The 24,997-nt window shown below is 36.0% G+C and carries 29 protein-coding genes; 21 read left to right on the top strand and 8 right to left on the bottom strand.

Annotation, left to right across the window (positions count from 1 at the left end; all coding sequences use genetic code 11):
- Window positions 1-8 precede the first annotated feature (8 nt).
- Window positions 9-581, top strand: a complete 573-nt coding sequence (locus E3U55_RS03490) for a D-glycero-alpha-D-manno-heptose-1,7-bisphosphate 7-phosphatase (protein ID WP_228547460.1) — start codon at window positions 9-11, stop codon at window positions 579-581.
- Between the two features lie 15 nt (window positions 582-596).
- Entirely contained in the window at window positions 597-1,574 is a 978-nt protein-coding gene (locus E3U55_RS03495; RefSeq protein WP_134338951.1) for a phosphotransferase, read from the top strand.
- Window positions 1,575-1,610: 36 nt separating this feature from the next.
- Here the strand turns inward: E3U55_RS03495 and E3U55_RS03500 are convergent, their stop codons facing one another.
- The 4 genes from E3U55_RS03500 to E3U55_RS03515 are packed head-to-tail and all read right to left on the bottom strand — an operon-like array spanning window position 1,611 to window position 5,705.
- Window positions 1,611-2,981 carry an aldehyde dehydrogenase gene (locus tag E3U55_RS03500; protein ID WP_134338952.1) on the bottom strand — a complete coding sequence of 457 codons (1,371 nt, stop codon included), beginning with the start codon at window positions 2,979-2,981 and terminating at the stop codon, window positions 1,611-1,613.
- A 16-nt stretch (window positions 2,982-2,997) separates the two neighbouring features.
- Entirely contained in the window at window positions 2,998-3,912 is a 915-nt protein-coding gene (rnz, locus tag E3U55_RS03505; RefSeq protein WP_134338953.1) for a ribonuclease Z, read from the bottom strand.
- Between the two features lie 25 nt (window positions 3,913-3,937).
- Window positions 3,938-4,954: an NADPH dehydrogenase NamA gene (gene namA / locus E3U55_RS03510; protein WP_134338954.1), complete on the bottom strand. Its 1,017-nt coding sequence runs from the start codon at window positions 4,952-4,954 to the stop codon at window positions 3,938-3,940.
- Window positions 4,955-4,970: 16 nt separating this feature from the next.
- The gene (locus E3U55_RS03515) at window positions 4,971-5,705 is read right to left on the bottom strand and encodes a glycerophosphodiester phosphodiesterase (protein WP_228547461.1); all 735 of its coding nucleotides are present in this window, start codon (window positions 5,703-5,705) and stop codon (window positions 4,971-4,973) included.
- 139 nt (window positions 5,706-5,844) lie between these two features.
- On the opposite strand from E3U55_RS03515, the gene E3U55_RS03520 reads away from it, so the two are divergent.
- From E3U55_RS03520 to E3U55_RS03565, 10 genes are all read left to right on the top strand, one after another.
- Window positions 5,845-7,482, top strand: a complete 1,638-nt coding sequence (locus E3U55_RS03520) for a M20/M25/M40 family metallo-hydrolase (protein WP_323740397.1) — start codon at window positions 5,845-5,847, stop codon at window positions 7,480-7,482.
- A 72-nt stretch (window positions 7,483-7,554) separates the two neighbouring features.
- Window positions 7,555-8,532: an MBL fold metallo-hydrolase gene (locus E3U55_RS03525; protein ID WP_134338955.1), complete on the top strand. Its 978-nt coding sequence runs from the start codon at window positions 7,555-7,557 to the stop codon at window positions 8,530-8,532.
- Between the two features lie 227 nt (window positions 8,533-8,759).
- The gene (locus E3U55_RS17930; RefSeq protein WP_134338956.1) at window positions 8,760-9,164 is read left to right on the top strand and encodes a PH domain-containing protein; all 405 of its coding nucleotides are present in this window, start codon (window positions 8,760-8,762) and stop codon (window positions 9,162-9,164) included.
- Between the two features lie 128 nt (window positions 9,165-9,292).
- Entirely contained in the window at window positions 9,293-9,511 is a 219-nt protein-coding gene (locus tag E3U55_RS03535; protein WP_134338957.1) for a hypothetical protein, read from the top strand.
- 327 nt (window positions 9,512-9,838) lie between these two features.
- A complete protein-coding gene (locus E3U55_RS03540) occupies window positions 9,839-10,195 on the top strand; it encodes a VOC family protein (protein ID WP_134338958.1) in 357 nt (118 codons plus the stop codon).
- Between the two features lie 108 nt (window positions 10,196-10,303).
- On the top strand, window positions 10,304-10,729 hold the full coding sequence (locus E3U55_RS03545) for a hypothetical protein (protein ID WP_134338959.1): 426 nt from the start codon (window positions 10,304-10,306) through the stop codon (window positions 10,727-10,729).
- A 9-nt stretch (window positions 10,730-10,738) separates the two neighbouring features.
- Window positions 10,739-11,113, top strand: a complete 375-nt coding sequence (locus E3U55_RS03550) for a DUF3221 domain-containing protein (RefSeq protein WP_134338960.1) — start codon at window positions 10,739-10,741, stop codon at window positions 11,111-11,113.
- Window positions 11,114-11,136: 23 nt separating this feature from the next.
- Window positions 11,137-11,748 carry an alpha/beta fold hydrolase gene (locus E3U55_RS03555; protein WP_194840810.1) on the top strand — a complete coding sequence of 204 codons (612 nt, stop codon included), beginning with the start codon at window positions 11,137-11,139 and terminating at the stop codon, window positions 11,746-11,748.
- A gap of 18 nt (window positions 11,749-11,766) precedes the next feature.
- The gene (locus E3U55_RS03560) at window positions 11,767-11,910 is read left to right on the top strand and encodes an alpha/beta fold hydrolase (protein ID WP_134338962.1); all 144 of its coding nucleotides are present in this window, start codon (window positions 11,767-11,769) and stop codon (window positions 11,908-11,910) included.
- A gap of 71 nt (window positions 11,911-11,981) precedes the next feature.
- Entirely contained in the window at window positions 11,982-12,458 is a 477-nt protein-coding gene (locus E3U55_RS03565) for a GNAT family N-acetyltransferase (RefSeq protein WP_134339155.1), read from the top strand.
- Between the two features lie 62 nt (window positions 12,459-12,520).
- Here the strand turns inward: E3U55_RS03565 and E3U55_RS03570 are convergent, their stop codons facing one another.
- The 4 genes from E3U55_RS03570 to E3U55_RS03585 all read right to left on the bottom strand — a co-directional run bounded on the left by E3U55_RS03570 (window position 12,521) and on the right by E3U55_RS03585 (window position 15,585).
- Window positions 12,521-12,904 (bottom strand): DUF3888 domain-containing protein, encoded by a 384-nt coding sequence (locus E3U55_RS03570; protein ID WP_134338963.1) that lies wholly within the window; start codon window positions 12,902-12,904, stop codon window positions 12,521-12,523.
- A 41-nt stretch (window positions 12,905-12,945) separates the two neighbouring features.
- A complete protein-coding gene (locus E3U55_RS03575; protein WP_134338964.1) occupies window positions 12,946-13,284 on the bottom strand; it encodes a YolD-like family protein in 339 nt (112 codons plus the stop codon).
- A 13-nt stretch (window positions 13,285-13,297) separates the two neighbouring features.
- Entirely contained in the window at window positions 13,298-14,530 is a 1,233-nt protein-coding gene (locus tag E3U55_RS03580; protein WP_456071343.1) for a DNA polymerase IV, read from the bottom strand.
- 128 nt (window positions 14,531-14,658) lie between these two features.
- Entirely contained in the window at window positions 14,659-15,585 is a 927-nt protein-coding gene (locus E3U55_RS03585) for an aldo/keto reductase (protein WP_134339156.1), read from the bottom strand.
- 104 nt (window positions 15,586-15,689) lie between these two features.
- Here E3U55_RS03585 and E3U55_RS03590 point away from each other — a divergent pair, with 104 nt between their 5' ends.
- The 9 genes from E3U55_RS03590 to E3U55_RS03630 all read left to right on the top strand — a co-directional run bounded on the left by E3U55_RS03590 (window position 15,690) and on the right by E3U55_RS03630 (window position 24,939).
- A complete protein-coding gene (locus E3U55_RS03590) occupies window positions 15,690-16,232 on the top strand; it encodes an NUDIX domain-containing protein (RefSeq protein ID WP_134338966.1) in 543 nt (180 codons plus the stop codon).
- Between the two features lie 5 nt (window positions 16,233-16,237).
- Window positions 16,238-17,428 carry an endonuclease Q family protein gene (locus E3U55_RS03595; protein WP_228547462.1) on the top strand — a complete coding sequence of 397 codons (1,191 nt, stop codon included), beginning with the start codon at window positions 16,238-16,240 and terminating at the stop codon, window positions 17,426-17,428.
- Window positions 17,429-17,510: 82 nt separating this feature from the next.
- The gene (gene spoIIM / locus E3U55_RS03600) at window positions 17,511-18,140 is read left to right on the top strand and encodes a stage II sporulation protein M (protein ID WP_194840811.1); all 630 of its coding nucleotides are present in this window, start codon (window positions 17,511-17,513) and stop codon (window positions 18,138-18,140) included.
- A 105-nt stretch (window positions 18,141-18,245) separates the two neighbouring features.
- Window positions 18,246-18,695 carry a ferric iron uptake transcriptional regulator gene (fur, locus tag E3U55_RS03605; protein ID WP_134338969.1) on the top strand — a complete coding sequence of 150 codons (450 nt, stop codon included), beginning with the start codon at window positions 18,246-18,248 and terminating at the stop codon, window positions 18,693-18,695.
- Window positions 18,696-19,031: 336 nt separating this feature from the next.
- The gene (gene xerD, locus E3U55_RS03610; RefSeq protein ID WP_134338970.1) at window positions 19,032-19,919 is read left to right on the top strand and encodes a site-specific tyrosine recombinase XerD; all 888 of its coding nucleotides are present in this window, start codon (window positions 19,032-19,034) and stop codon (window positions 19,917-19,919) included.
- Between the two features lie 139 nt (window positions 19,920-20,058).
- On the top strand, window positions 20,059-21,240 hold the full coding sequence (gene deoB / locus E3U55_RS03615; protein WP_134338971.1) for a phosphopentomutase: 1,182 nt from the start codon (window positions 20,059-20,061) through the stop codon (window positions 21,238-21,240).
- Between the two features lie 17 nt (window positions 21,241-21,257).
- Entirely contained in the window at window positions 21,258-22,073 is an 816-nt protein-coding gene (locus tag E3U55_RS03620; protein WP_134338972.1) for a purine-nucleoside phosphorylase, read from the top strand.
- Between the two features lie 17 nt (window positions 22,074-22,090).
- Complete coding sequence (locus E3U55_RS03625) at window positions 22,091-23,395, top strand: pyrimidine-nucleoside phosphorylase (RefSeq protein WP_134338973.1); 1,305 nt, start codon at window positions 22,091-22,093, stop codon at window positions 23,393-23,395.
- 383 nt (window positions 23,396-23,778) lie between these two features.
- Entirely contained in the window at window positions 23,779-24,939 is a 1,161-nt protein-coding gene (locus E3U55_RS03630; RefSeq protein WP_134338974.1) for a D-alanyl-D-alanine carboxypeptidase family protein, read from the top strand.
- Window positions 24,940-24,997 lie beyond the last annotated feature (58 nt).

Here is a 24,997-nt window from a genome sequence, read left to right on the forward strand (position 1 = left end):
ATTTATTTGTGAGGTGGTTTAAAATCAAGGCTGTGTTTTTAGATCGTGATGGAACAATTGGTGGTACAGGAGGTGGCATGCATCCTTTTCAGTTTTCGATGTATGATTATGCACCTAAAGCGATTAAAACCTTGAACGATATAGGGGTAAAAGTGTTTCTCTTCACAAATCAAACTAGAGTTGGCCGTGGTTATTTTACAGAAAATGAACTTTTGCAAGGGTTTCAATTGCTGAAAAAGGAATTGGAAAAGTATGGAGCTCATTTGGATGATATATTTTATTGTCCACACAAGCCGGACGATGGTTGTGACTGTCAGAAGCCAAATATAGGGCTATTGTTAAAAGCTCAGGAAAAATACGGTATGAATCTTAATGAGTGCTATGTAGTAGGAGATACAGGTAGTTCTGATATGTTAGCAGCTCATATAGCAGGTACGAAAAAGGTTTTAGTTAAAACTGGTTGGGGAGAAGGCTCATTGACCACATATCGTCATACATGGGAAAATGTTGAGCCTAATTACGTTGCAGATGATTTAGTGGACGCAGTCAATTGGATATCTGAAGACATAAACACTATATAAAAGGGGAAGAGTGAATTGACTCATACAATTAAAAACACCTTAATTCCAGAAGAATCAATAATAACACTAATGCAAAACTATGACTTATCAGAAATGGTTAGTTGTAAGCTTCTTGCAAGGGGATTAAATGATACATATTTGATTTCAACTAATAAAACCAATTATATATTTAGAGTTTATCGCCTTAATTGGAGAAATGAATCCGATATATTATTTGAAATAGAAGCGTTGAGCCACATGAAAGAGAAGAATCAACACATATCTTATCCACTTAAAACAAAACAGGATACTTGGTTAACTCGTATAAATGTACCTGAAGGAGAAAGGTATGGTGTTTTATTTACATATTCTGAGGGTGAAAGACCGGAAATAAACAAAGAAAACTGTAGATTAATAGGTCAATCTCTTGGTTCGATCCATAACTGTACAGATTCATTTAAAACTGAACAGAAGAGAAGTTATGAACTCGATTTTTATCACCTGATCGATGAGCCGCTTAAAGTTATCTCCCCGGTCATTGAAAGTTTATTTGGTAAAGAAAAAGTAGATTTCTTAGACAATATTGCAGATAAGATTAAACAAGAACTTAAGAGTAAAAATCTAGAGTATGGTTTTTGCCATGGAGATTACCACAATTTCAATATGCACATATCGGGAAACAATTTAGAAGTATTTGATTTTGATTGTTGTGGTTTAGGTTATCGGGCTTATGATGTGGCTGTATTTTGGTGGAACTTAAAGAATAACTACCCAAAAGTTGAAGCGGAATGTTGGAGTGCATTTTTAGAAGGTTATTTATCACAAAGACAGTTATCTAAAGAGGATATAGATAGTTTACCTCTATTTATTACCGTAAGAAGAATTTGGCTTGTGGGAACAATGCTGAGTAATGAGGATGTATGGGGAAGAGAATGGATAACGCGAGATAACTTAGCTCATTTTCTTGAGGATTTAAAACAAGATCAAGAAAAGCTTTGGAAAATCAAAGAGTAAAAGGGAGATGGATTAATCCAACTCCCTTGGTCTTTTTTATTTAAATAATTTCTTTAAGATGTTACGTCCCATTTTAGAGTTTGGATAGCGGAATGCTAAATCAAAAGATGTCGTTTGTTTTAACACACTCTTTTCATGTGTAAAAGTTTCGAAGCTGTATTTTCCATGATACTGCCCAATCCCGCTTGTTCCAATACCACCAAACGGTAGTTGGTTATTACCAAGGTGCATCATCGTATCATTAATGCAACCGCCACCGAAGGAAATATTTTTCGTAATCCATTCTTGATTTTTCTCATTTTCAGAGAAGTAATAGAGTGCTAATGGATTACGAGAGTGTTCAACATGATCATAAACTTCTTCTAATTGATTAAACGTCAAAATAGGTAGAAGCGGACCAAAGATTTCATCTTGCATAATTTTTGAATCCCAATCAACTTTCTCAATAATGGTTGGGTTAATTAAGCGGTTGGTGCGATCAGTTTGGCCACCGTAAATAATGTCTCCCTCGTCTAAATAACTTGTTAGGCGATCAAAGTGGTTGTCGTTAACGATTTTGGAATAGTCGCCACTTTCCATAGGGTTAGCTGTATACATTTTTTCAATCTCTCGTTTAAGATGTTCGGTGAACTGTTGTTTAACATCTTCATGTACTAGTACATAATCTGGTGCGACACAAGTTTGACCTGCATTAACAAATTTACCCCATGTAATACGACGAGCAGCGACCTCTAATTTCGCATCACGATCTACAATACATGGACTTTTACCACCAAGCTCTAAGGTGACTGGGATTAGCTGTTGGCTAGCTTTTTCCATCACAATTTTTCCAACAGGTACACTGCCGGTGAAGAAAATATAGTCAAACGGTTGTTCAAGTAATTCTTGGCTAACATCCTTATCGCCTTGAACCACAGTAATATATTTTTCTTCAAATGTCTCTTGAATCATTTCTTCAATTAATTCACTTGTATAAGGTGTAAGCTCCGATGGTTTGATCACCGCTGTATTACCAGCTGCAATAGCACCGATGAGTGGGGCAATGGCTAAATGTAAAGGGTAGTTCCAAGGCCCAATAATTAATGTAACACCATAAGGTTGCTTATAAATAAAGCTTTTCGCGCCTTTATGAGACGTTGGCGTTTTCACTTTTTTGGGTTGCATCCATTCTTTTAAATACTTTATGGCGTGATTCACTTCTTGCTGTAGGAAACCTAACTCAGTTGCTAATACCTCATACGTTGATTTATTTAGGTCTTTGTTGAGTGATTCGTAAATTCTAGGCTCATATCTATTAATCATCTCTTTGAGCTTTTGGAGTTGGTGAATCCTATAAGTATATGTCATTGTTTTTCCTGCTCGATACATCATTTTTTGATTTTTTACAAGTTCTTTAATTTCTGTCATAAGTCACCCCTCCAAATTAAATTTGATATGTGGTTAAATCTTCAGCATAAAATGTTTTAGGAAATATTTCTTTCAGTTTTTCAAGTTCTTGTGATAAATCATCTGAGTGATATCTTGAAGATAAATGCGTCAATATTAACTTTTTGACATCTGCTTTTTTAGCGATCTCAGCAGCTTCATTTCCTGTTGAGTGATAATACTTTTGTGCAAGTTCTTGATCATTTTCTATGAACGTTCCTTCATGTACCAAAACATCCGAACCTTCTATAAAAGGTATAACTGTATCAGTTGCCTGAGTATCTCCTAGTATCGATATTTTCTTTCCTGGGATAGGAGGACCTGTCACATCAGAACGATTAACCTTAGTTCCATCTTTTAATGTAATGGATTCATTGTTCTTAATATCCTGATAGATAGGTCCAGGTTTGATACCAAGAGCTTTTAGTTTATCAGGCAATAAGTGTCCAATTGACTCTTTTTCCTCAATAATATATCCATACGATGGCAGTCCATGTTTTAGTTTTGTAACCTTTACCGTTAAGTGGTCGTCTTCGAATAAAACATTTTGATCTAAACTTCTAAAAATCAGGTTATATTTTAACTTAGTTTCACTTACTCTTAAACTCAATTCGATAAATTCCTTCAGGCGAGGAGGTCCATAGATTTCAACTGCGCTAGTTCCTTCCTGAAAAGACCGGCTGCTTAGTAATCCTGGCAACCCATAAATATGATCCCCATGCATGTGAGTTATAAAAATTTTGGATATTTTACGTGGTTTAATGGTTGAATGTAATATTTGATGTTGTGTAGCTTCACCACAATCAAACATCCAAACTTCATCTCGTTCTTGCAGCATAGAAAGAGCGATGGATGATACATTTCTTTTTTTAGATGGAACACCTGAACCTGTCCCTAAAAAAGTTAATTCCACTGTCCATAATCCTCCTATTTGTAATCTACCAGCCTCTTGTATAATGCTTCGGACCTTCTAGGTCATAACCTAGTTCATCTGCAACCTGTTTTGGCCAATACGGATTGGATAAGAAAGCACGAGCAACAAAAATTAAATCTGCTCGATGATTTTGAAGGATCTCTTCAGCCTGAATACCAGTTGTAATTTGACCAACAGCTCCTGTTGGTATGTCAGCTTCATGCTTGATTGTCTCTGCGTAAGTGACCTGGTAGCCTGGGAATGTCTTGATTGGTACAGCAACGACTCCACCTGAACTACAATCAATAAGTTCAATTCCTTGTTGTTTCATTTGTTTGGAAAAATAAATGAAATCGTCAATATTATTACCTTCATCATGATACTCAGCAGCTGAAATTCTAACAAAAATAGGACCATCAAATTCAGTTTTCACTGATTCAATAATTTCTGATAAGAAACGGTAGCGATTTTCTCGTGAACCACCGTAATAATCTGTACGCTTATTCGTTAATGGTGATAAAAACTCATTAATTAAATAACCATGTGCACCATGAATCTCAACCATATCAAAATTCGCTTCCTTAGCACGTCTTGCGGCTTCTTTGAAGGCTTGAATGGTACGATTAATATCTTCGTCTGTCATTTCTGTTGGTGTCTTCATATCTTCTTTAAAGGGGATCGCACTTGGTGCATAGATTTCACCATCAACCATCGCTTTTCTTCCTGCGTGTGCCAATTGAATGCCACTTTTAGAATCATGTGCATGAATACGATCATTGACGTATTTTAATCCTTCTATTTGATCGTCTGACCAAATTCCTAGATCTTCTGGAGAGATTCGTCCTTCAGGCAGGACAGCTGATGCTTCTAACATAACAAGACCAGCTTGTCCTGCAGCACGGCTTTCATAATGTGTAATATGAAATGGAGTTACTTGACCATCTTGTTTAAAACAGGAATACATACACATAGGTGACATGACAATCCTGTTCTTAAGAGTCATATTTTTAAAAGTTATTGGTTCAAATAATTTAGTGTTCATTTTTATAACCCCTATCCTAACTATTCAAATGTAGTTGCATAACGTCTGGTATATCCGAAAATATCCCATCTGCTTCCATTGTGACACATTTTCGCATTAAGCTCACGCGATTAACTGTGTAAACACGAAAAGGGATATGCTCCTCTAACATACATTTCACCATTTTAGAGGATAGTAAACGTGATTTAATATGAACAGCATTGGCTCCAATCTCTTCTATAAACTCTTCAATTTTTCTAACCTGAATCTTTGTTAACCAGGCTAATTCAATATTTTCATCAATCTCTCGCACTCGTTTAATCGTTTGAGGGTTAAAACTAGATATAATGGTGCGATCAAGCATGTTATGTTCATAAATCAAATCCATCACACGTTTTTCAATTGAGGGATATTCTATAACATTTGTTTTTAGTTCAATATTTACTAAAAGATTTTTATCATCCACCCATTGAAAAAATTCCTTAAGTGACATAATAGGAGTATGTATATATCTTTTAGAGAACCAGTAGCCTGCATCATATTCTTGTAATTCTTCTAATGTATAGTTTTGAACAAATCCTGTTCCATTCGTTGTACGTCTAATATTCTCATCATGAATAATGACTGGGATCATATCTTTTGTTAATTGAACATCCAATTCAATTCCATCAACACCTATTTCATGTGCAATCTCAAAAGCGGGTAATGTATTTTCAGGTGCATACTTACTTGCGCCTCGGTGGGCGAATATTTTCGTCGTAATGATGGCCACCTCTTTCTCTGCACTATACCTCTATAATAAATATTACGATAAATAACCGTTAAATCCTGTTATTTCTGTTATGATTGTGGTGTAAAACATTTTAAAAGTCAATAACTATATAACTTAGAGTACATAATGGAGGGGTTTTATGATGAAATGGCAAACAAAATCAGAGTTAAAGTCGCTACTATGTAACTTATTACAATATAAGAGTATCTCAGGAAGTGATGATGAAATTGCAGTTGTCGAATATCTTTATCATTTGTTAAAGTCAGAAGCTTATTTTCAAGAAAACCCTCATCATTTAAAGACAGATGCATTAGATGATGGACGTCAATTACTTACAGCATTAGTCAAAAGTCAGAAACCGACTAAGAAGACCATTATCTTATTGAGTCATATTGATGTGGTTGATATTGAAGATTATGGTTCATTTAGTAATTTAGCGTTTCACCCATTAGAATTAACCGAAGAATTTAATCAACAGAAGCACAAGCTGCCTGATGAGGTTCAAGCTGATTTAGAATCTAATGGCGATTGGCTATTCGGTCGTGGTTCAATGGACATGAAAGCTGGAACAACATTACATATGTCGATGCTTGAGAGAGCTATTAATGGAGAATGGGACGGAAATATAATTTTGTTAGCTGTTCCTGATGAAGAAGTTAATTCAGCTGGCATGCTAAAAGCAATTTCAACTTTAAATCATATAAAAGAACAAGAAGACCTTGAGTATATTTTATGTATGAATAGTGAACCTATGTTTCGTCAATACCCTAATGACCCAAATATGTATTTATACTCAGGTTCATTAGGCAAAATTCTTCCTGGATTTCTTTGCTACGGAAAGGAGACACACGTAGGGGAACCTTTTCATGGATTAAATGCTAATTTAATGATCAGTTATTTAAATACCAACTTAGAATTAAATGAAACATTAATGGAGAAAGTTGGGGATGAGGTAGTACCACCGCCAATTAGTTTAATGAATAGAGATTTAAAGGATCGTTATTCAGTTCAAACTCCTGTAACCGCTGTTTCTATGTATAATGTTCTCATGATGGAGCAATCAGTACAGCAAATTTCACAAAAACTATATCAAATAATGGAGAAAACTAAATCACAAATTGAACAACACATGATTAGACAATCATCATACTTCTCAGAAGTGGCAGGTGACGAAAGGGAGTCTGTTGAGTTTGAGGTTTCGATTTTAGATTATGACCAACTATATGAAGAAGCGGTTAACCGTTATGGACAGCATGAAGTACAAAGACGCCTCAATTTATTATTACATGATAGAGAGCAAGGAGACCGGGACTTTGGCACATTAATCGTTCAAGAATTAGCTTATTTATGTAAGGATTTAGCACCAATGATGGTTATGTTTTATAGTCCTCCTTATTATCCTTCTGTATCTAGTCGAACAAATCAGCTCGTTACGGGTCTGTGTGAAAGAGTATCTGACTATATGAAGGAAGAGTTTAATTTAGAGGCTAAAACAATTAATTATTTCAATGGGATTTCTGACCTAAGCTTTATTGGAAATGACCCTCATAAACAAAGTAATATTGATGAACTAAGTAAAAATATGCCATTAGAACGTTTGGGTCTGTCATTTTTAGATAGCTTAAAAACCGACCTGGAAGTTCCGTCAATTAATATCGGGCCATTAGGAAAAGATGCTCATCAATGGACTGAAAGATTAGAAATGAATTATTCCTTTGAAGAGTTGCCATCAGTTTTATCTATGGCGATTCGTGAGGCGTTTTTAAAGTCAGATTAAATCTTATGTGATAAAAATTTATTTTTGTAGTATAATTAAATGAATAACCATTCAGTTTACGGAGGCTATAACATGACAGAAACGGGTATACATCAGATTACAATTCCGACTCCTTATGCTGTTGGAGATGTTCATGTATATATTGTAAAAGACGAATTAATTACTTTAGTGGATGCAGGGGTTCACACTAAGGAAGCATGGGAAGCTTTTTGTGAAGGATTAAAAGAAATTAACCTGCAACCTAAAGACATTGACCAAATCGTATTAACACACCATCATCCAGACCACATTGGATTAGTTGGTCGTTTAGATCACGTGGACCGTGTGTACGGCCACGAGTTAGTGAATCTTTGGTTGACTAGAGATCAAGATTTCATGAATCAGTACTTAACTTTTTTCAACAACCTATATGATCAGTGGGGTGTTCCGGAAGAATTTCAGGATATCGAAAAAGCTTTGAAATACACTCTGAAGTTATCGACACCAAGTGAATTAACCCACATATTACATGAAGGAGATAAAATTCCAGGATTTGGGGATTTTGTAACTCTTGAAACTCCAGGTCATGCCGAGAGTCATTTATCTTTTTATAATCCTAACTCTCAAGTATTTTTAGCTGGTGATTTCCTGTTAAAGCATATTTCATCAAATCCATTATTGGAACCGCCAGTTAATCAAGGTGAGGTTCGTCCGAAACCATTAATTCGTTACCGGGAATCAATGCAAAAAGTATTGGACTATAATTTCTCTGAGATATTACCAGGGCATGGAGAGGTTTTCTCTGGACATCAACCTTTAATTATTGATCGTTTGGCCAAACAAGAAAAACGCGCAAATAAAGTGTTTGAATTTATCCGTCAAAAACCGGCAACACCATTTGAAATTTGCCAATTCTTATTTCCTAAACACTATAAGCATCAGTTTGGTTTAACGATGTCAGAAACGGTAGGACAGTTAGATTATCTTGAAGATGTAGGAAAGATTAAAGAAGTTATCGACTCAGGACAAAGCCGATATGTAGCTAATCATCCGATTAGTAATGGAGTTTAAGAAACTATAAGGCTCTATGTTTTTACACGTGAACTCAAATGAATTCACGTGTATTTTTATGTAATAAACACAAGGACAAAACATATGTTTAGAAAAACAAATTATAGAAATAGAAAATCATGTTAAAATTTAGATATCGATTTGGATTGAAAAGAAATGTACTGAAAGTTTAATAAGAATGGCAGTTTAGGGGGTGATAAAGTGTATTTTCCTTCAAAAAAAGACTTATGGATGACAATAATAGTTTGGTTGTTTGCATTTCTCTTTATTGTATTCTCTTTCCAGACTTGGGAGTTTGGGTGACCCCTGAGTTCCTGGACCAACATTGGATCAAAATAGTTTTTTTAAGCCCAATAGGTTTTTGTTTACTATGGATATGGTTCAAGACTGGTTATACAATTCAAAACAATTTAATTGAAATCCAATACGGACCTTTTAAAAAGGGAATAAAAATAGCTGAAATTCACAGCATTAGACGAACCAAGAATCCATTTACAGCTCCATCGCTTTCAATGTGCCGAATTGAAATAAATTACGGAAAATATAATACCATACAAATCTCTCCTAAAAATATAGGAGAATTTATATACGAGTTAGAAAAGCGAAATACCAATATTCAAATTAAAAACTAAATTAAAAGGGTTTACCCCTTTGTATGGAGAAAACGGCAAAAATTGAAGAAGGAAGTTTAATTCTTCCTTCAATAACATTCTGAAAAATTTATTGAGATGTTTTAAAAATATATACGGGGGTTAGAGCCATGAAAAATAATATGTTTGCACTTTTTGTTTCTTTATTTGTGCTAGTAGGTTTTCCAATTGTTTTTCTCTTCATATCTTTGTTTACAGGTCAATGGAGCTATATTGTTTGGAGTATTCCTCCTTCTCTTCTTGCGGGGTTAACTGGTTTAATGATCACTCTTAACCAAATTAAACAAAAGAAGAATCACCTAAAGAAGATTTTCATTCCAATTACATAGCTGAGACAGCAAGTATATTTTCAGTAAAGGAGAATATTGATATCGTTCTGGTAGGTAATGCAGCAGAGGATAAATCACATTCCATTTACATTAACTCTGAAGGGAGTTCTGAAGAATTTTCTCAGAGAATTAGTAAGGTTAAGGAAAAGTTAGGTGTGAACCAAGAGTAATGAGATCTTCTTGATACTTTCATTATTTATTATGAACCGTTATTTGATATTTTAAAAAATCCTATAGTAGCTTGGAAGTGTTAATCTGGAAAGGGTTAACGCTTTTTTTGTCGAATTTAATAAAGTAAGCCATTATGAAAAAAGGAGTCATGTTTTAATGAATTTCTTGAAAAATTTAGTTTTGTTTTGCAAGGATACAGATCAATCAAAGGAATGGTATGAAAAAGCTGGATTTAATTATTTACGAGGATATGAAGGGATGTACTGGTTTGAAGTTGGTGGAATAGAAATCATGCTTCATCCGACAAATGAAAAAGGTGATAGTGGAGATGCACAGTTTCACGTTGCAGTCGATGATATCATGTCTTTTATCAATCAAATAAAAGAATCTGGGTTAACTCCTATTGATTATCATAATATGAATATAATCTCGGAACCTACTACTCGTAAGTGGGGCATAGATTTCGGAGTTATTGACCCTGATGGATACATGTGGGTCTTTATTCAAGCATAAAACTTATAGTTGTAAAAGTTCTGCAAGGCAATCATTGTTGGGTGTCTTTTAAAGTTGGGTTGTTAACATATTAAATAGTAAACGATACTTAGAATTGGAGGGTTTGTGATGCACTCAATCGCTACAAGATTATTAAAAGCATGTAATCTAACTATAGATTTATATAAAACGATTGACGATGAGGGTTTGAAATTAAGGATTTCGGATTTACCTTCTAATACAATTGGGGAACAAGTATATTGTATTGTAGGAGCTAGAGAAAGTTATTTGATAGCTTTAAAACATGGTAAGTGGAAAGGGTTCTCATGCAGTTTGGAAGATTGCTTTGATCAACAATTAGTAATACATAAATTAGAAGAATCGTCATCTAAACTCGAACAATTCTTACAAGAAGCTGATATAAATAATATCAATGCAGACCTTCTTATAGATTTGTTAGAGCATGAAGTTATGCATCATGGGCAGCTGATTCGTTATTTTTACGCTAATAGATTAAGCTTTCCTAAGAGCTGGAATCAGCGGTATACAGTTTAGTGGTTTGGAGTGATCAGTATCAATTCAAATGTTAAACAAGAATTAAAGTTTTTTATGATTTTTATTCTCGTTATTTTGATTCTAATTGTTGCATGGACTACTTATAACGCTATAAATGAACCAGACGGGATGAAAATGGAAGGCTATATAATTGATATTAAAGAGGAAAGAATTTTGGTTGCTAAAGGTGTTACCGAAAGCGAATATAAACAATTAAAAAATCAAAGTGTTAAAGAACTTATGGAGAATGAGGTAGATTTAATTTATTTAGATTATAAAAGTTCAAAATTTAATAAAGGAAATCATGTTCAATTTTGGGTAACGGGTGTAAATGCATCATATCCAGCGCAAGCAACACCAGAAAAAATTATTAAATTGGAGTAATGACTCGAATGGAGGTCTTGAGTATGAAGATGTATTATCGTGCTTGGGGGAACCCTCAAAATCCACCTTTGATACTTCTACACGCTCTTGCTTGTCATAGCGGCTGGTGGAATGAGGTATCAACTTATCTGGAAGAGGAGTACTATCTGATCGCTCCTGATTTAAGAGGGCACGGTCAAAGTCCTTGGGCGGAGAGTTACCGTTTCGATGATTACGCTGAAGATATAGAAGAAATGGCTCGAGAATTTAATCGTCCTTATGCCATCGTTGGTCACTCGATGGGAGGTTACATTGGGATGAAAGTAGCAAGCAACAGTCATTGTCCACCTAATGCTTTACTTGTAGCCGACATGAAAATTGACTCACCTGAAAAGGAGTTGGCGGGTTTTCATAAAGCTGCGCAAAAGAAAGGTCGTGTTTACGACACTTTAAAAGAGGCTGTAGATCATTATAAATTATTACCACCTCAGCACAAAGCAACACCTGAGCGAGTGAAACGAGTAGCCCAAGATTGCTTCTATGAACAAAAGGATGGGACCTGGACAGAGCGTTTTGATCGGAAGGCACTGGCAATTGAAAATGTGGAATCTTTGTCATTAGCTCAACAAGTTAATTGTCCAACTTGGGTTGTTTGAGCTAAGGAAAGTCCTGTCATGTCACTTGAAGGTGCCGAACAACTCGCTCGAATTGTGAATGGGCTGAAAGAGTTGGAAGATACCTATCACCATCTACCTCTTGAAGCACCAGAAGTGTTCGCTAAAATCATAAGAGATTTCATGAATCAAACTACGACTTAAGAAGCACCAAAGAAATAAGGATTTTTAAAAGGGTGATTAAGATTAGAAAAATATACGAGACCAAACAATTGATGTTAAAAGTTTTTGAACCAGAAGATGTGAACAGTGCTAAAAGTTTCTGGGGTGACGAAGAGGTAATGCAGTACTGTTTAGGTGCCACTCCTCATGAATTACTGTCTAAAACAATAGATTACTATATAAAATGTCATGAAGAACAAGGGTTATCGGTTTATGCAGTCGTAGAGAAAGAGTCAGAACAGGTGATTGGGGCAGCTGGACTCAATTTAGGCTCATCAACAGAATCTGTAGAACTTATTTTTCATTTAAATAAAGATTCGTGGGGAAAGGGTTATGCTACTGAAGCGGCTACTGCTTGTGTGGATATTGCAAAACGACATAATTCTGTTGAGTACATTTATGCTTCAGCGAACCCCATTAACACTGGTTCGTTAAAAGTCTTAGAGAAAATCGGTTTAAAATATCAAGGCATGAAATGGTTTGATGATGTACAGGAAGAAGAGGCTTATTATGAAATGCATTTAGAATAATTTAAAGGCATAAAACATCGTATAACGTGGTTACTCGGAGGCGCTTAATAAATCAGCCCTTATTAAGGGTGTACTGACCTATTGAAATACCACTCTAATATCTCTTCTTTGTGTTCTGATGGGATATGGTTGTAACTAATTAACTTAAGCCCTTCAACTTCCCTTCTAAACTTTAATGTGTCTGTACCGATTGTGTTGTGGGCTCCTATAAAAGTAGAGATTTTAACAGCAACATCAAAAGAAAGTCCGCCAGTCATCTTCAATTCTAAAATCTCTTCATCGAAGAATTGAACACCTTCGAAGCCATAGTATTCATCAACTGTTTTGTGAATATCTTCAAACATTAAGGAAATTAATGCTTTTTCGTAGTCTGTTTGGGCAGAGGCTTCTGCTATGGGGACAAATAAAACCAACAGAAACACGGTTATAACAATAATATTCCTCACTATATCATACCTCCATAGCTTTTATCGTACCCTGTTTTTAACTATTCTATTTGCATAATGTCTTTAAATTTAACCCACTCTAATTCATCGTTGGGAAGAAGTATTTTAATTTGTCGAAGTTGATGGTCAACCATTCCTATTTTGCCGGTTAATTTCAGGTGTTCAATAGGGCCGAATATTACAAGGGTAACGGTTGAACCACTGTGAATAGCTTCATTCAGCTGTTGTTCAAGGCATTGAACTTCTTGTTCATCTAGCTGTGGTTTTGTTTTTAGATTGAGCTTTTGTTGGTGCTGCTGTAGGATTTCTTTGTGTTCTGGGAGCATCATTCGGCTCGATTCCCACATCAAATTGTGTCCGTGAGTGAGTTTATTTGGCATGATTTATTCCTCCTTATTTGTAGTGACCACCAATTTTTTTAGATCGATCAAAGACTTGCCCGCCATCTCGTAATGAAGACGCACGAACAATTGCTGTTTGCCCAAATTTTAATCGAATATCATCCATGGCTTGGCTTAGTTGGTCTTTTTCCACTGACGCATCAAAAAGGCTGAGTTGATAAACATCAGCTGACTGGAGTTGTGACAAGGTGACTCCCACACTGCGAACGGGTAGCCCATCCCAATGCTTATTTAACAATTGTAAAGCAGCTTGAAAAAGGTCCATCCCGTAGTTAGTTGGAGAAGTCAGCTTGATTTGCCGGTGAAAACCTGTTGGGTGATCAAAGTTTGCCCCACGCACCCCCAGTGATACCGTGTGACCACGGTAGTTTTTAGAACGGGCCCGTTTCGCAACTTCCTCACTGAGTTCTAATAAAATAATTTTAATGTCTTCTAATGTTTCATAATCACGTGGTAAGGTCATATGGTGACCGACAGCTTTTTGACTATTATGCGTATGGGTCGTGACAGGAGAATAGTCGATTCCATTAGCAATATTAGATAAAACTTCACCATTAATTCCCCAGCGTTTTTTTAGATAATGAACGGGGTAGTTAGCTAAATCTCCTATGGTTTGAATCCCCATGCGATGAAAGTGGCGCTCCATACGGCTTCCAACGCCAAACATTTTACCAACGGGAAGCTTCCACATCGTTTGCTTCATATTCTCTTGGGATAAATAAAAAATCCCCTCATCATTCTTCTTAGCAAAGTTATCACATGCAATTTTAGCTAAAATTTTGTTAGGTCCCATCCCAACACGGGCATAGACACCTAATTCTTCCTGGATTTCCTCTTGAACCTTTCGAGCAATGGTATTCATATCTCCAAATAACCGCTCGCACCCTGTAAGATCCATAAATTGTTCATCCACTGAAAACACTTCAACTTGGTCTGTAAAGCGCTCCAGGATTTGTGTAATTTGATAAGATATATCAATATAAAGCTGCATTCTCGGTCGTACGATGACGAGGTGTGGGCATTTTTGTTGTGCCTCCCACAGAGCTTCAGCAGTTTTCACACCATATTTTTTAGCTAACGGGCAGGCCGCTAGTATAATACCACTTCGGCGTTCGGGGTCACCCGCCACAACGACTGGTTGGTTTTTCAGGTTTGGATTAGCCGATTTTTCAATGGATGCATAAAACGATTGCATATCGACTAAAAAAATAATGTCATTCATAATATCCCTCACAAAAGAACCTATGTTCGTGTTATTTATTATATGCGAACAAACGTTCCTTTATCAATAGAAATATTATACAATAAAAAAAAGGCCGCGCCCCAAAATTTGGAAGCGGCCTAGTAGAGAAGCTATTTACGGTGTTTATCATAAATATTTGAATGAGTTAATTTTTTTAATTGTTGATACACATCATCGGAGATGTGAGAATTTTGATAAGCTTTAACATTATCAAGAACTTGTTCAGGTTTGCTCGCACCTAAAACAAGACTACTTAAAGCCGGATTCTTTAACGCATAACCAATAGCTAAAGATTGAGGAGAAACGTCATGTTCACTCGCTAAGTCTTGAAGTGAAGTGACCACACGATGTAATTGGTCAGCGTCAGAATCAAGGAAACCGTTTTGACCTTTTTTCTGCCATTGTGTCTGACCTTGGCTTGTGAGCATGCCTTTACCTAAGGATCCACGCGCCACAACCCCGACATTGTTTTTATTTAATAGGTCTAATATTTCTTCTTCTGGTCGTCTATCGATTAAACTATATTGCATCATCACACTTGTCATATTTGATTTTTCTAAAAAAGTCTTTATAACATTTGGTCGGATAGATGAGATCCCATAGTAACGAATCAAACCTTCTTGTTGTAACTCTTCAAAGGCTTCAATCGTTTCATCGGTTGGGTCTTCGATGGTTCCTCCGTGAAGTTGATATAAATCAACATCATCAACACCGAGACGATGCAAACTATTTTTTATGGCTTCTTTTAAGTGAGTTTTAGACGGATCCCAGTACCAATCATCTTTTCCTGGTTCGAAATGGTTTCCACCTTTAGTTGCCAAGGTGATTTGATCACGTTTGCCTTTTATCGCTTGCCCAACTACTTTTTCGTTTTCACCAAAGTCGTATAAATCAGCGGTGTCTAAATAATTAATGCCTTGATCTAATGCAGTGTCTATAATGTGTTTTGCCTGAGTTGCATTGGTTCCCAGGTTCATACATCCCAAACTAATTTCAGATACTTGTAAGTCAGAATGTCCTAATTGGCGGTTGTTGATCATCTAATCACTCCTTCATATTCTATTTTAAAAACAAGGCAGTTCAAAAGACAAATCATACAATTGGGTATGCTACAATTAAGGTAGGAAAGGGGTTAATAGTGTTGAAGAAATTTGAAGAAAAAACGATTAAAAGTGAATCCATATATGAAGGAAAAATTATCGACCTTAAAATAGATGAGGTTAAGCTGCCAAATGGAAAAACCTCTAAACGAGAATTGATTGATCACCCTGGAGCTGTGGGGGTTATTCCAGTAACGGATGATGGAAAAGTTGTGATGGTTGAGCAATATAGAAAAGCACTGGAAAAAAGTATTATTGAAATTCCAGCCGGAAAGTTAGAACCAGGTGAACAGCCTGAAGTAACAGCTGAACGTGAGCTAGAAGAGGAAACAGGCTATAAAGCTGATTCGCTTGATTTTGTCGTGTCATACTATACGTCACCTGGTTTTGCGAATGAAATTATTCACATCTATGAAGCTCGAGGGTTAACTAAAGTGGAAGATGCTTTAGAGGGTGATGATGATGAATTTGTAGAATTAATGGAAGTTACCATTGATGAAGCAATAGATCTAATTAAAGAACAGCGAATCCACGACGCAAAAACTATTCATGCTATTTATTACTTAATGTTACAAAAAGGGTGAAAGAATTGACTTTAAAAAGTTATTATGCTGATCTGCACGTACATATTGGTCGGACGATCCATAATCAACCTGTTAAAATTTCAGCTTCCAATAATTTAACTATTACTAACATCTTTCATTATGTTAGAGAGAAAAAAGGGTTAGATTTAGTGGGAGTCATTGATACTCATGTGCCTGAAGTGATTGAAGAAATCGATCAACTGCTAGAGTCAGGAGAATGTAAAGAGCTTGATGGGGGAGGCATATCTAATGGTTCGGTGACTCTGTTATTAGGATCTGAAATTGAGTTGTACGATGACAATTGTTCTGGGCCAATACATGTTCTATGTTTTCTGCCAACTTTAAAGAGGATGAGACAGTTTTCGGAATGGTATGCCCAGTTTGTGAAGAATCGTACATTAAGCTCGCAGCGTATGTATATTCAGGCAAAAGAACTACAGAAAAAGGTAGCTGAATTTGGCGGATTATTTATTCCGGCTCATGTATTTACGCCTTTTAAGAGCTTGTATGGTAAAGGAGTAAACAAAAGTTTAACCGAAGTTTTCGATCCAAACCTGATTGATGCAGTTGAGCTAGGGTTAAGTTCTGATACTTCCATGGCTGATACTATCGATGAATTAAACGCATATACGTTCTTAACGAATTCTGATTCCCATTCATTAGAAAAAATCGGACGTGAATATCAAGAGTTAGGACTGGCTGAACCGACATTTGAAGAGCTAAAAAAAGCTCTGAAATCAGATCAAGGCAGGTGTGTGAAAGCTAATTATGGGATGAATCCAAGATTGGGTAAGTATTATACGACGATTTGCCGTTCGTGTGATAGTCGCATCGATTATGCTGTGCCATGTCCAGAGTGTGGTTCGAAAAAGGTTGTTAAAGGTGTTAGCGAACGAATCCTAGAAGTGAGCGGTAAACAACAATATTCACCGAACATAAATAGACCTCCATATATTTATCAGGTGCCTTTAGAATACATCCCTGGACTAGGGCCAAAGACTTTAGAGCGATTACGAAAGAGACTATATAATGATATGTATATCATTCATCAGGCAACATTTGAAGAACTGATAGATAACAGTAATAAACAAGTTGCTGAACTCATTTTACAATTGCGTCATGGTAAGCTCGGTATCGAGCCAGGCGGTGGTGGGACATACGGTCGAGTGGTAGTTAGTCCACCAAAAAATGATTAATTCTAATTAATCTACTTGGTTCTATATTTATTTCTACTAACATAGGATTTTACTAGAGTTAGAAATGAATGGAGGAACCATGATGAAACGTTGGCTTAAGGGATCATCTTATACATTGGAGCCATATATCAGTTTATATGTGTTTTTATTTGTCTTATTTGTGATCGGAGTAATATTTGGAGCGAGTTTGGTTGGGAGTTTAAGTTTCTTACAAAAACAAGATTTATTGTTTTTTGTTGAACAATATTTTCAATCATTTACGGAACAGTCACGTCAGTTAACCTTAAGTGAATTAGTGAATTCATTCTGGACCCACGGAAAATATGTGACGTTCTTATTTCTTTTTGGTTTATCCTTTATCGGTTTACCTGTCGTCTGGTTTTTATTGTTTATTAAAGGGATTGTTATAGGGTTTACGGTAGGATTTTTAGTGAACCAATTAACGTGGCAAGGGTTTCTTATTTCTCTAACGTCAGTCGCACCTCAAAATTTATTAATTGTCCCAGCTTATCTTTTAATAGTAGCTAGTAGTATGATTTTCTGTATTCACGTAATGAAAATGCTTTTTGCTAAAGGGAAGAGTTACTATACAATTGGACAGGCTATGTCATTGTATTTTAAAAGCTATTTAATTGCTTTATTAATTATATTGGGGGGGTCAGTTATTGAAGCATTTATCTCCTCCCAGGCCATGTATTTTATATTAAAATAATTATAAATTAACAATGTTTATAAAACACAAATTAATATCATTACAATTTGACACTAAACCCCCTGTTACTTATAATAAAACTGAAAAGTAAGAGGGGGAATTATGATGGAGAACCGCATAGAAAAAATAAAAAAACAATTGCATTCACAGAGCTATAAATTAACCCCGCAAAGAGAAGCAACGGTACGTGTATTGTTAGAGCATGAAGAAGATCACCTAAGTGCGGAAGATATTTACCTCCTCGTGAAAGAGAAATCACCAGAAATTGGTCTGGCAACTGTGTATCGAACATTAGAATTATTATCAGAATTAAAAGTCGTAGATAAAATAAATTTTGGTGACGGTGTATCAAGATACGATTTAAGAAAAGAAGGGGCAGAGCATTTTCATCACCATTTAGTATGTGTGGAATGCGGCTCAGTTAAAGAAATTGAAGACGATTTACTAGGTGATGTTGAGAAGATTGTTGAATCACAATGGGAATTTAAAGTGAAAGATCATCGACTAACCTTTCATGGAATTTGTAACAAATGTCAAAATCGTGAAAACGAATAGACTTTACATACAATGACCTTTTTTCATCAGGAAAAAAGGTTTTTTTGTTTAGGTCTGTTAAAGTTTGTATAGATTCTATGAATCGCTACAGGCGGACGCTTTCCGCGGGCACGGCCTCAACTTCCCAAAACTCACTGCCGTTCGTTTTGCGTGATTTTCGGCTTGCGCTGTTCCCGCAGGAGTCGCCGCCTTTCGCTTTTCGTAAAGTAATAAATTGAACACTTGAAAACATTAAACTATAACAAAGCCAGTTGTTTAATTCTAATTGTATTAGTTTTTCAAGAATTATTAATGGGAATATATTTTTATTGAAAGCATTTATTAGGAGGGCTGGGGATGGAAGATTCGATTAAAGATTTTCTCCATTTTTTAAGAGTTGAAAAAGGACTAGCTGATAATTCTGTTGCTTCTTATAGAAGAGATTTAAATCAATATCATAAATATTTAAAAGAGGTTGAAGAAGTTACTGATCTTCAAAAAATAGAAAGAAGTCATATTAGAGCTTTTTTAAAACATTTATCAGATTCAGGAAAATCAACGTCCAGCATGGCTCGAATGATTTCAACACTGCGTTCATATCATCGTTTTATCATGCAGGAATATGATGTTAGTCATGATGCAACATTACATATACAAACGCCTAAAAGAGAACGAAAATTACCTAAAATTTTATCTAGTGAAGAAGTGGAATCATTATTAGAGCTTCCTGGTGATGAACCTTTAACGATCAGAAACCGTGCGATGCTTGAAATGCTATATGCCACCGGTCTAAGAATTTCTGAATTGTTGTCACTTAAATTTAATGATTTACATTTATTAATGGGGTTCGTAAGGGTAATTGGTAAAGGGGAGAAAGAACGAATTGTACCTTTAGGAAAACATGCTCAAAAAGCTGTCGAGGAATACGTTGAATATGCGCGTCCAACTTTTACAAAAACGAAGGATACAGATGCTTTGTTTGTTAATCATCGAGGTGGTGCGATGACGCGACAAGGTTTTTGGAAAGTATTAAAGAAGATTGCTCAAGAGAAAAATATAAAGAAAGAATTAACGCCTCATACGTTACGTCATTCGTTTGCTACACATTTACTAGAAAATGGTGCAGATCTTCGAGCGGTACAAGAGATGTTAGGACATGCAGACATATCTACTACACAAATTTATACTCATATCACAAAAACACGGATGAAAGATATTTATCAGAATTACCATCCAAGGGCATGATATGTTATAGTTTCACTTTGAGGTCAACTTCAGCACCTTAAAGTAAGGATTAATTATATTTTATTCTGGCGAACAGCTTTATTTTTATTTAAGATAAGTTGTGGGAAATGAAATAAGACAATTAAATGGAGGGATCATCATGGAACAACCTTTTAAAAGAGTATTTTTAATTGTTATGGATTCAGTAGGTATTGGGGAAGCTCCTGATGCTAAAGATTTTAATGACGAAGGTGCCGATACGCTAGGGCACATTGCTGAACATATGAATGGACTTAATATGCCAAATATAGGCAAGCTTGGTTTAAGTAATATTAGAGAGATTAAAGGTATCGAACCAGCAGAAAAGCCCTTAGCGCATTACACAAAAATGCAAGAGGCTTCAGTTGGTAAGGATACAATGACAGGGCATTGGGAAATCATGGGTCTAAACATGGACCAGCCATTCCGCACATTTCCTGAAGGATTCCCTGATGATTTAGTTAAACAAATTGAAGAGAAAACTGGACGAAAAGTGATTGGTAATAAACCAGCCTCAGGAACTAAGATTATTGAAGAACTTGGTGAGGAGCATATGGAGACAGGTGCATTAATCGTTTATACTTCAGCAGACCCTGTTCTTCAAATTGCAGCTCACGAAGAAATAGTTCCCATCGATGAGCTATATGAAATTTGTGAGACAGTAAGAGAATTAACCAAAGATGACCCATACATGATTGGACGTATTATCGCACGACCATTTGTGGGGCAACCTGGAGGATTTGAGCGTACCTCCAACCGTCATGACTATGCGTTAAAGCCGTTCGGTCGTACCGTAATGAACGAGCTACAAGATGCACAATATGATGTTATTGCTTTAGGTAAAATTAGTGATATTTATGATGGTGAAGGTGTAACAGAGGCTAAACGTACGAGTGATAATAGTGACGGTATGGATAAACTGGTTGACAGTTTAAATCAATCATTCAAAGGTCTGAGCTTCTTAAACTTAGTAGACTTTGATGCGAAATTTGGACATCGTCGTGACCCTCAAGGTTACGGAGAAGCGTTAGAAGCTTTTGATGAGCGTTTACCTGAAGTGTTGAATAAACTTCAAGATGATGACTTGTTAATAATCACAGCAGACCATGGTAATGACCCTATTCACCATGGAACAGACCATACACGCGAATACGTACCACTTCTTGTTTATCATAACGGGATTGAAGTAGGAAAAGAGCTTCCGTTGCGCAAGAATTTTGCGGATATCGGGGCGACAATTGCTGAAAACTTTAATGTTAAAGCACCTAAATTCGGTAAAAGCTTTTTAGAAGATATTAAATAAAAGGAGTTTGCTTAATCATGATGGAACAAATTAATGAATCTAAAAATTATATTCAGCAACAAATCAAGGAAAACCAGCCTAATATTGGACTAATTTTAGGTTCTGGACTTGGAGTCTTAGCAGATGAAATTGAAAATCCAACTGTAATTCCTTATGGAGATATTCCACATTTTCCAACATCCACAGTAGCAGGTCATAAAGGCCAGTTAGTAGCAGGTACACTACAAGGTAAAAATGTCATTGCGATGCAGGGACGTTTTCATTATTACGAAGGCTACACAATGCAGCAAGTTACTTTTCCTGTTCGAGTAATGAAAGCGCTGGGTGTTGAACAAATACTTGTGACTAATGCTGCAGGTGGAATCAATGAATCGTTCGATGCGGGTAATTTAATGTTAATAACAGATCATATTAACAACATGGGCGACAACCCATTAATCGGTCCAAACATAGATGAATTAGGTCCTCGTTTTCCGGATATGTCGCAAGCTTATAACACTGAGCTAATGAATGTCGCTAAACAAAGCGCAAGTGAGCTGGGATTAACACTTCAAGAAGGTGTGTATGTTGGAAATACAGGTCCTGTTTATGAAACAGGTAGCGAAGTTAAAATGCTACGTACATTAGGCGGCGATGCTGTTGGAATGTCAACGGTTCCAGAAGTGATCGTTGCTAACCATGCAGGTATTAAAGTGTTAGGGATTTCATGTATATCTAACATGGCAGCAGGAATTTTAGATCAGCCTTTATCACATGATGAAGTGATTGAAACAACAGAAAAAGTACGTGAAGACTTTATTCAACTAGTTAAAAAAGTTATTGAAACGATGTAAAAGCAGGAGTGTAAAAGATGAGAATGTATGATATTATCGCCAAAAAACGTGATGGTGGCAATTTAACAACAGAAGAAATCAATTTTTTTATTGATGGATACACAGATGGATCCATTCCAGACTATCAGGCGAGTGCTTTAGCTATGGCCGTTTTCTTTCAGGATATGAATGAAGAGGAACGTGCAGCACTGACAATGGCTATGGTTAATTCAGGTGACACCATTGATTTATCGGATATTATGGGTGTGAAAGTTGATAAACACTCAACTGGTGGTGTAGGCGATACAACGACCTTAGTATTGGCCCCCCTTGTCGCTTCAGTTGGTGTGCCAGTAGCTAAGATGAGCGGACGTGGGTTAGGTCACACAGGTGGTACGATTGATAAGCTTGAAGCGGTTCCTGGTTTCCACGTAGAAATCACTAGCGAAGAATTTGTAAATTTAGTTAATAAAAATAAAATTGCGGTCATTGGTCAAACAGGTAATTTGACTCCTGCAGATAAGAAACTATATGGCTTAAGAGATGTAACAGCAACGGTCAATTCCATTCCATTGATAGCGAGCTCAATCATGAGTAAGAAGATTGCTTCAGGTGCAGATGCCATCGTATTAGATGTAAAAACTGGTGCTGGTGCATTTATGAAATCTAAAGCAGAAGCGGAAGAATTAGCTAAAGCGATGGTGTCAATCGGAAATAATGTCGGTCGTCAAACGATGGCAGTCATTAGTGATATGAGCCAGCCTTTAGGTCGCGCAATCGGAAATGCTTTAGAAGTTAAAGAAGCAATTAATACGTTACAAGGAAATGGTCCAGATGATTTAACAGAGTTATCTTTAACTTTAGCTAGCCAAATGGTTGTTCTAGGAGGAAAAGCCGAAACGCTTGATGAAGCTAGACAATTATTAGAAGAAAACATCAAGAACGGTAAAGCGATTGATAAGTTGAAAGAATTTTTATCGGCACAAGGTGGGGATGAATCAGTCGTTGATCATCCAGAGAATTTACCTAAAGCTTCACACACATTTGAGCTTGAAGCGAAGCAGTCGGGTTACATTCAGGAAATAGTAGCAGATGAAATAGGCTCTGCAGCAATGATGCTGGGAGCAGGACGCCAAACTAAAGAATCGGAAATTGATTTATCCGTCGGTTTAGTACTAAATAAAAAAGTCGGCGATTACGTTGAAGAAGGCGAATCCATATTAACTTTACACAGTAATACAACTGATGTTGACTCAATTAAAGAAAAACTTTATGAGAACATAACAATCAGTGAATCAAATCTAGATACGCCAACACTTGTGCATACCATTATTAGTGAATAACACAATATAATGATGTTTGTATGATAGACCTTATCGAATGATAGGGTCTATTTTTTAGGTCTGATTCTCATAACGAATCATTTTCTTATAGACCTTATAGAAATTCTTATAGAAGGAGCTAATTTTCCTATAGAACTATATTTTTTTCTCATAGATTGACAAGTAGTTCTTATAGGTAAAGAAAAAGTTCTTGTAGAGCGGGTTTAATTTCTTATAGAGAAATCAAATCCCTCCATTACCTCAAAAATACCACTAAATAGTTTAAGACTGTTACACACGATTAAACAGATTCTATCGCTTTTCTTACACCTTCTTTTATATTTTTGTAATAAATCCGAAAGCTTTGGAAAAAATATGAAACATGAAATGGAGGGAGTATTGACATGAAAAAAATAATTTCAAGTGTATTAATTATTTCACTCATTTTTCCTAGCTTTAATGTATTTGCCGAACCGACACAAGAGGAAGTAGCTAATCTTATTGAATCCTCACAATCTGCACTATTAATGGAAGCTGATACCGGACAAATTCTATACAAAGAAAACGAAGCCAAACGATTACCGCCAGCAAGTATGACTAAGGTTATGACGATGTTACTAATCATGGAAGCACTAGATGAAGGCACGATTACATTAAATGAAAAAGTTCGCATTAGTGAACATGCTGCTTCAATGGGTGGTACGCAAATTTTTTTAGAACCGTTTGAAGAGATGGAAGTTAATGATCTGCTTAAAGGTATTGCTGTAGCCTCAGCCAATGATGCATCAGTAGCTTTAGCAGAAAGAATCGCTGTAACTGAAGAAGCTTTTGTTGAAAAAATGAATAACAAAGCCAAAGAGCTTGGTTTGAAAGATACGCATTTTGAAAATGTAACTGGGTTACCAGCTGAAAACCATTATACAACAGCTTATGATATGGCAGTTATGGCAAAGGCTTTATTAGAGCATGAGGAGATTACAAACTATACGAAAATCTATGAAGATTATTTAAGAAAAGGATCAGAAGATGAGTTCTGGTTAGTCAATACCAATAAATTAGTGAAATTTTATGATGGTGTTGATGGGTTAAAGACGGGGTATACTTCAAAGGCAAAATACTGCTTAACAGCTACAGCCAAACGAGGTGACATGCGAGTAATCGCTGTCGTTATGGGCGCTGAAACATCTAAGGAACGAAATCGAGATATTTCTAATATGCTGGATTTTGCTTTTGGGCAATACGATATTAAAAAAATTTACAGTAAAGATGATGCTGTTTATGAATGGGAACCTTTAAAATCTAATCAAAAATTAGTCGCGTCCCCGAAAACGAATGTCTCTTTATTAATAAAAAAAGGCGAATCCTTAGATGAATATGACACAAAAATTGTTAAGGAAAACAATCAGTGGCCAGTCCAAAAAGGTGATGAGGTCGGTAAAATTAAAATATTTAAGGGAGATCAAGTCGTAGGAGAATATCCGTTAGTGGTTAGTACTGATGTGAAAGATGCAAATATTTGGACATTATGGAAACGTACGATGAAAAATATTCATCAAGGTAAATAAACGTCGAAACTTCACTAGTTTTGTCTTGTTGCAGGAATTTGAATAAAAAAAGAAGAAA

The sequence above is a fragment of the Filobacillus milosensis genome, from assembly GCF_004402015.1.
GTDB classification, from domain to species: domain Bacteria; phylum Bacillota; class Bacilli; order Bacillales; family Alkalibacillaceae; genus Filobacillus; species Filobacillus milosensis.

What these genes read in the sequence shown, in the direction of transcription:
- E3U55_RS03500 (WP_134338952.1), bottom strand. Translation starts at nt 2,981, where the DNA reads ATGACAGAAATTAAAGAACTTGTAAAAAATCAAAAAATGATGTATCGA.
- namA (WP_134338954.1), bottom strand. Translation starts at nt 4,954, where the DNA reads ATGAACACTAAATTATTTGAACCAATAACTTTTAAAAATATGACTCTT.
- E3U55_RS03520 (WP_323740397.1), top strand. Translation starts at nt 5,845, where the DNA reads ATGATGAAATGGCAAACAAAATCAGAGTTAAAGTCGCTACTATGTAAC.
- E3U55_RS03525 (WP_134338955.1), top strand. Translation starts at nt 7,555, where the DNA reads ATGACAGAAACGGGTATACATCAGATTACAATTCCGACTCCTTATGCT.
- E3U55_RS17930 (WP_134338956.1), top strand. Translation starts at nt 8,760, where the DNA reads ATGGATGACAATAATAGTTTGGTTGTTTGCATTTCTCTTTATTGTATT.
- E3U55_RS03535 (WP_134338957.1), top strand. Translation starts at nt 9,293, where the DNA reads ATGAAAAATAATATGTTTGCACTTTTTGTTTCTTTATTTGTGCTAGTA.
- E3U55_RS03540 (WP_134338958.1), top strand. Translation starts at nt 9,839, where the DNA reads ATGAATTTCTTGAAAAATTTAGTTTTGTTTTGCAAGGATACAGATCAA.
- E3U55_RS03545 (WP_134338959.1), top strand. Translation starts at nt 10,304, where the DNA reads ATGCACTCAATCGCTACAAGATTATTAAAAGCATGTAATCTAACTATA.
- E3U55_RS03555 (WP_194840810.1), top strand. Translation starts at nt 11,137, where the DNA reads ATGAAGATGTATTATCGTGCTTGGGGGAACCCTCAAAATCCACCTTTG.
- E3U55_RS03560 (WP_134338962.1), top strand. Translation starts at nt 11,767, where the DNA reads ATGTCACTTGAAGGTGCCGAACAACTCGCTCGAATTGTGAATGGGCTG.
- E3U55_RS03565 (WP_134339155.1), top strand. Translation starts at nt 11,982, where the DNA reads ATGTTAAAAGTTTTTGAACCAGAAGATGTGAACAGTGCTAAAAGTTTC.
- E3U55_RS03575 (WP_134338964.1), bottom strand. Translation starts at nt 13,284, where the DNA reads ATGCCAAATAAACTCACTCACGGACACAATTTGATGTGGGAATCGAGC.
- spoIIM (WP_194840811.1), top strand. Translation starts at nt 17,511, where the DNA reads ATGAAACGTTGGCTTAAGGGATCATCTTATACATTGGAGCCATATATC.
- fur (WP_134338969.1), top strand. Translation starts at nt 18,246, where the DNA reads ATGGAGAACCGCATAGAAAAAATAAAAAAACAATTGCATTCACAGAGC.
- xerD (WP_134338970.1), top strand. Translation starts at nt 19,032, where the DNA reads ATGGAAGATTCGATTAAAGATTTTCTCCATTTTTTAAGAGTTGAAAAA.
- deoB (WP_134338971.1), top strand. Translation starts at nt 20,059, where the DNA reads ATGGAACAACCTTTTAAAAGAGTATTTTTAATTGTTATGGATTCAGTA.
- E3U55_RS03620 (WP_134338972.1), top strand. Translation starts at nt 21,258, where the DNA reads ATGATGGAACAAATTAATGAATCTAAAAATTATATTCAGCAACAAATC.
- E3U55_RS03625 (WP_134338973.1), top strand. Translation starts at nt 22,091, where the DNA reads ATGAGAATGTATGATATTATCGCCAAAAAACGTGATGGTGGCAATTTA.
- E3U55_RS03630 (WP_134338974.1), top strand. Translation starts at nt 23,779, where the DNA reads ATGAAAAAAATAATTTCAAGTGTATTAATTATTTCACTCATTTTTCCT.